Source organism: Actinomycetota bacterium (genome assembly GCA_012837825.1).
Lineage (GTDB): Bacteria > Actinomycetota > Humimicrobiia > Humimicrobiales > Humimicrobiaceae > Humimicrobium.
Genome location: DUQM01000079.1, coordinates 1 through 4792, shown reverse-complemented (window position 1 = coordinate 4792; position 4792 = coordinate 1). Strand labels below are relative to the sequence as shown.

The 4792-nt window shown below is 38.6% G+C and carries 5 protein-coding genes; 1 reads left to right on the top strand and 4 read right to left on the bottom strand.

Translation table 11 applies throughout. The annotated features are described in order from the left end of the window. Positions 1–100, top strand: a 100-nt coding sequence (locus GXZ93_06185) for a PaaI family thioesterase (protein HHT79361.1), incomplete at its 5' end; no start/stop codon positions are given. 205 nt (positions 101–305) lie between these two features. Here GXZ93_06185 and xylB read toward each other — a convergent pair. The 4 genes from xylB to GXZ93_06165 form a co-directional block, all read right to left on the bottom strand. Continuing rightward, positions 306–1853, bottom strand: coding sequence for a xylulokinase (gene xylB, locus GXZ93_06180; protein HHT79360.1), 1548 nt, complete (start codon positions 1851–1853; stop codon positions 306–308). 91 nt (positions 1854–1944) lie between these two features. Further along, positions 1945–3387, bottom strand: a complete 1443-nt coding sequence (locus GXZ93_06175; protein HHT79359.1) for an NAD-dependent succinate-semialdehyde dehydrogenase — start codon at positions 3385–3387, stop codon at positions 1945–1947. A gap of 69 nt (positions 3388–3456) precedes the next feature. After that, a complete protein-coding gene (locus GXZ93_06170; GenBank protein HHT79358.1) occupies positions 3457–3840 on the bottom strand; it encodes a cupin domain-containing protein in 384 nt (127 codons plus the stop codon). A 56-nt stretch (positions 3841–3896) separates the two neighbouring features. Further along, a complete protein-coding gene (locus GXZ93_06165; GenBank protein HHT79357.1) occupies positions 3897–4523 on the bottom strand; it encodes a GntR family transcriptional regulator in 627 nt (208 codons plus the stop codon). Positions 4524–4792: the final 269 nt, after the last annotated feature.

Genomic DNA, 4792 nt, shown 5'->3' with positions numbered 1-4792 from the left:
ACTATATATGAAACTGCCAATTGACAGGATTGCTGATTTTGACAGGGAGGAAAATGACTGGAAAGTCGTTGTTTCGGAATCGGATCCAACCGAAGTCTGATACAGGAGAAGCTAAGATAAATAAGGGGGCGTACAATTTACCCCCCTTATTTTATAACTTTATTATTTATCTGTTTCTTATAAAATCAACACAGTTATGATCAAAACTATTTGCTTAAATATCCTATTATCCCGATAAATATATCAGTATAATTTTAATATCAAGCCAAATTATACGTTTCCCCGATCTCTTTTCCGGATCTTCTTTAGCCTCCGGAGAGTTTGTCAAATATTGGCTTTAAAGTGGGGTATAATAGTTTATAAATATCATAAAGCTCGTTATAAACTTTGCTGTTTTTGCTGTCCGGAAGCGTTTCCGTCTCCACACTTATTACCTCAATCGCTTCTTCAACATTCTTCCATATCCCGCAGCCTGCTCCTGCTACAAGAGCGGCACCGAATGCCCCGCCTTCCTTGCTTCCGCTTACTGTTCTTACCGGAAGCTGGAAAATATCGGCTGTTATCTGTTTCCAGAGAGAGCTGTTGGAGCCTCCTCCTGATATGCGTATTTCCTGGACGGCAAGATTTTTATCCATATTTGTTATTACTTCATACACCTGTTTCAGGCTGAATGATACGCCTTCCATGACGGCTCGTGTGAAATCCGAGTGGGTATGCCTTAAAGTAGCCCCTACAAAGACGCCTTTGGCATTCGGGTCAGGGTAAGGGCATCTTTCACCTATAAGATAGGGTGCAAAAACAAGATTATTGCTTCCGGCAGGCGAATTGGACATCACAGCATCATCAAGTATTTTATAAACATCCACATTTTTTTCCCTGGCAGCATTTATTTCATATTTGCAGAGATTATTCTTGTACCATTGCAGAGAACCACCGGCTGCAAGCGTGACTCCCATGATATGCCATTTTGAGGGGGAGTTATTGCAGAATACCTGGAGGTTTCCGGAAGCATTGAATTTAAATGAGTTCAGTCCCATCGCAGTTATGCCGGACGTGCCTATGGTAATGCCAAGGATCCCTTCCTTGATAAGACCGCTTCCTGTTGTCTGGACTACGGAGTCACCGCCGCCTCCCGCAACAGGTGTATGTTCAGGCAGACCGGTCTCAGCATAGAATTCCCCGGTCGTATAACCCGATATCTCAGGCGACTCATAAGCAGGCGGAAGCAGGTTCATGTCAATTCCCAGCTTCTCCAGAAGAATATTGCTCCATTTTCTTTCTTTAACATTAAACAGTCCTGTTCCTGAAGCATCGGAAACTTCTGTTGCAAACTCACCTGTCATTTTAAATCTTATATAATCTTTCGGATTTAAAAATATTACAGCTTTTCCATAATTTTCAGGCTCATTTTCCTTTAGCCACAGTATCTTTCCTCCGGTATATCCCGGCAGCATATTGTTATTTGTAAGCTTGAGAAGACTGTCAAGGCCCCCCGCAATCGCAATAATTTCCTGGCACTGTTTCAGGGTTCTCTGGTCATTCCATAAAAAAGCAGGCCTTATAACGTTTTTATTTTTATCAAGTGCCACAAGACCGTGCATCTGGCCTGACAGACCTACTCCTTTTATCAAACCTGCATCAACATTACTTTTTTTTATAGCCTCTTTTACTGTCTTGACGGTAGCATTCCACCAGTCCGAAGGTTCCTGCTCAGACCAGTCCGGATGAGGGGTATATAAAGGATATTCCATGGATGCTGAAGAAATGACCTTTCCTTCACTATCGATTATTATTGATTTGGTGGCGGAAGTTCCTATATCGATGCCAAGTATATATTCTTTTGCATTTAACATATATTGCCTTCATCCTTTCACAAACATGCTGCTCGCATTTTTATATTAAATTTTTATAAAATCCTATAAAAAAATAACCTGAAATTATTTTTTAAAGATACCTAAGTCTTACATGCTTAATCAGAAGATATTCGTAGAGTCCTTCAGGTCCGTGCTCATGTCCGAAGCCGCTGTCTTTCCATCCTCCGTAAGGAGCATTTATTACACCTGCGTCAACATTGTTTATCGCAACGTTTCCGGAATCTATTTTTTTGGAAAGATAATTTGCGAGACTCAGACTTTCAGTAAATATTATTGATGCAAGGCCGTAAACTGAATCATTTGCAAGCTCTACTGCTTCTTCATATGTGCTGAACGGCATAACTCCGACAACCGGGCCGAAAGTTTCCTCTTTCATTACAAGCATGTCATTATTCACATCTCTTAATATGGTTGGCTCAAAATAATAGCCTTTTTCATACTTTGCCCCCTCAGGCTTCTTGCCCCCGCAGGCAATTTTTGCGCCTTTTGAAACTGCATCTTCAATATGGCTTACAGATGTTTTTATTCCTCCTGTTGTACACATGGGGCCAAGGTCGCAGTCTTCTTTTAATCCGTCGCCTATTTTTAATTTCCTGGTTTCTTCAACGAATTTCTCAATGAATTCTTCATAAATATCGTCTTCAACATAGATCCTGTTTATTGCAATGCAAATCTGTCCCATATTTCTGAAGGATCTTCTTACCGAACCTTTGACCGCAATGTCAAGCTTGCAGTCTTTGCATATGATTGTAGGCAGGCTTCCGCCAAGCTCAAGAGACACTTTTTTAAAAGTCGGTATGCATCCTTTCAGGACTTCATGCCCTGTTTCAGTAGAACCGGTAAATGCCACTTTCTTAACAGTTTTACTGTCAAACAGCACCGGACCTATCTCCGAACCGGAACCTGTAAGCACATTTATAACTCCCGCAGGTACTCCTGCATCATGCAGGCATTCAGCAAAAGCAAGCGGTGAAAGCGGGGTCTCCGAGGGGAGTTTTGCAATAATAGTGCATCCTGAAGCAAGAGCTCCTCCTACTTTCCATGCAAGAAGTTCAATAGGGTAATTCCAGGGTGAAATAGCTGCGGCAACACCAACCGGCTGGTATATGACATGGCTCTCAAAGTCTTCTTCCTCATTGGCAATTATTCTTCCGTATACTCTTTCGCCTTCTTCTGCATAATATCTTAAAATAGTTGCGCCTTTTTCAACTTCTCCAAGTGCTTCCTTAAAAGGTTTTCCCTGTTCCATCGTCATAAGTTTGGCAATTTCCTCTTTCCTTTCAAATACCAGGCTGCTTGCCTTGCGAAGAAATGCCCCTCTTCTGGCAGGAGAAAGGGAAGACCATGATTCAAAAGCTGCAGCAGCAGCTTCAATTGCTTTTTCAACATCAATCTTGTGCGCCTTTGGAACCTCTGCAAAAACTTCTCCATATGCAGGATTTACTACCTTTATTACATCCTTGCTTTCAGAATCTATCCATGTGCCATTAATCAGTATTTGTTTTTTTAACATTAACCCACTCTCCTTGGAATTTAATTATTATTTAAAGCATTATTTTTTAATATCGGAAATACTAAAAAATCAGTCTATTTTGCAGGTAACCCAGACAACTACAAGAGGCAGGTTTCCGGTTTGTTTTGTTGTATGAAAAACTCCGGGCGGTACATAAAGTGCGTCTCCCGGCTTTATTTCATATTCATCTTTATCTACAACCATTGTGCCTTCGCCCATTACAACATAATAAACTTCCTCCATGTCGTCATGAGAATGGCCGGTCGTTGTTCCGGTAGGATATATAGTCGTATGCCCCAGGGTAAGCCTTCTTGATTCGCATCCTTTATCTTCAGGATTAATAAGATAATAAGTGTCTCTCAGAACTACTTTATCTCTGTTTTTGACTCTTTCCCTCAGTGATCTGGGATCCAGATCAGGAGTCATTGATTGTACATTTACTACATATTTCATTTATATCCCTTCTTTTACTCTGTTTTTAAATTTATTGATTTATTAATATACAGGAATTACCAGTAAGCTTTTGCTTTTTCAAAATGTTCAATCATGAGATTTGATGCGCCTACTCCGTCATTATTAATGATGCACTGAACTATTTTCTCATGGTCTGCTGCGCTTACTTTTATGTCTGATTTAAATCCCTTTGAATAAATTAAAATAAGTATGTTAAATGAATTGTTTATATGCTGAAGGTAAGCATTTTTATAGGATTCAATAATGTAGAAGTGAAACTTTTTATCAGTCTCTGTATATTTATCGATATCATTTTCTTTCGCATATTTTTTAAAACTTTCAAGATACGAAATAAGGACATCCTTATGAAGCTGTGTCATATTTTCGGATAATTTTTTTGCTGCCAGTCCTTCAAGCACGCCTCTTAAATCAAGCAGATCGTGGAATTCGTCAAGAGGTATTTTTCTTACGCAAAAACCTTTTCCAGGGACATAGGTAAGGAGTCTTTCCTTTTGCAGTATTGATAAGGCGGATATTAAAGGTATTTTGCTGATTCCGAGTTTTTCAGCCATTTTCTCCTGGATTATTTTTTCGCCGCTTTTTAATTTTCCGTTCAAAATCAGGAGCTTGATTTTGTTATAGGCTTCAGTGCTGAGATTAGATTGCTTAATTTTTAAATCCATTTAATGCGGTATTAAATTTTTATTATTAAAAAAGAAATTTTATATTAAAAAATAATGAATTTCAAACCCGGCCATTTTTGGTAGTATTTCAAGATAACAGTATTGACATTAACAATAAATAGATTTAATATTTGTATACATTATACAAATTAAACATAAAATTTCAATATAATTGTGTATATGAATTTTTCTCACAATAAAACATTGTCAAATAACTTATTCTATTTTCTGCACACCGCTGATGCTGTTGAAAAAGTTTTTACTTTTTT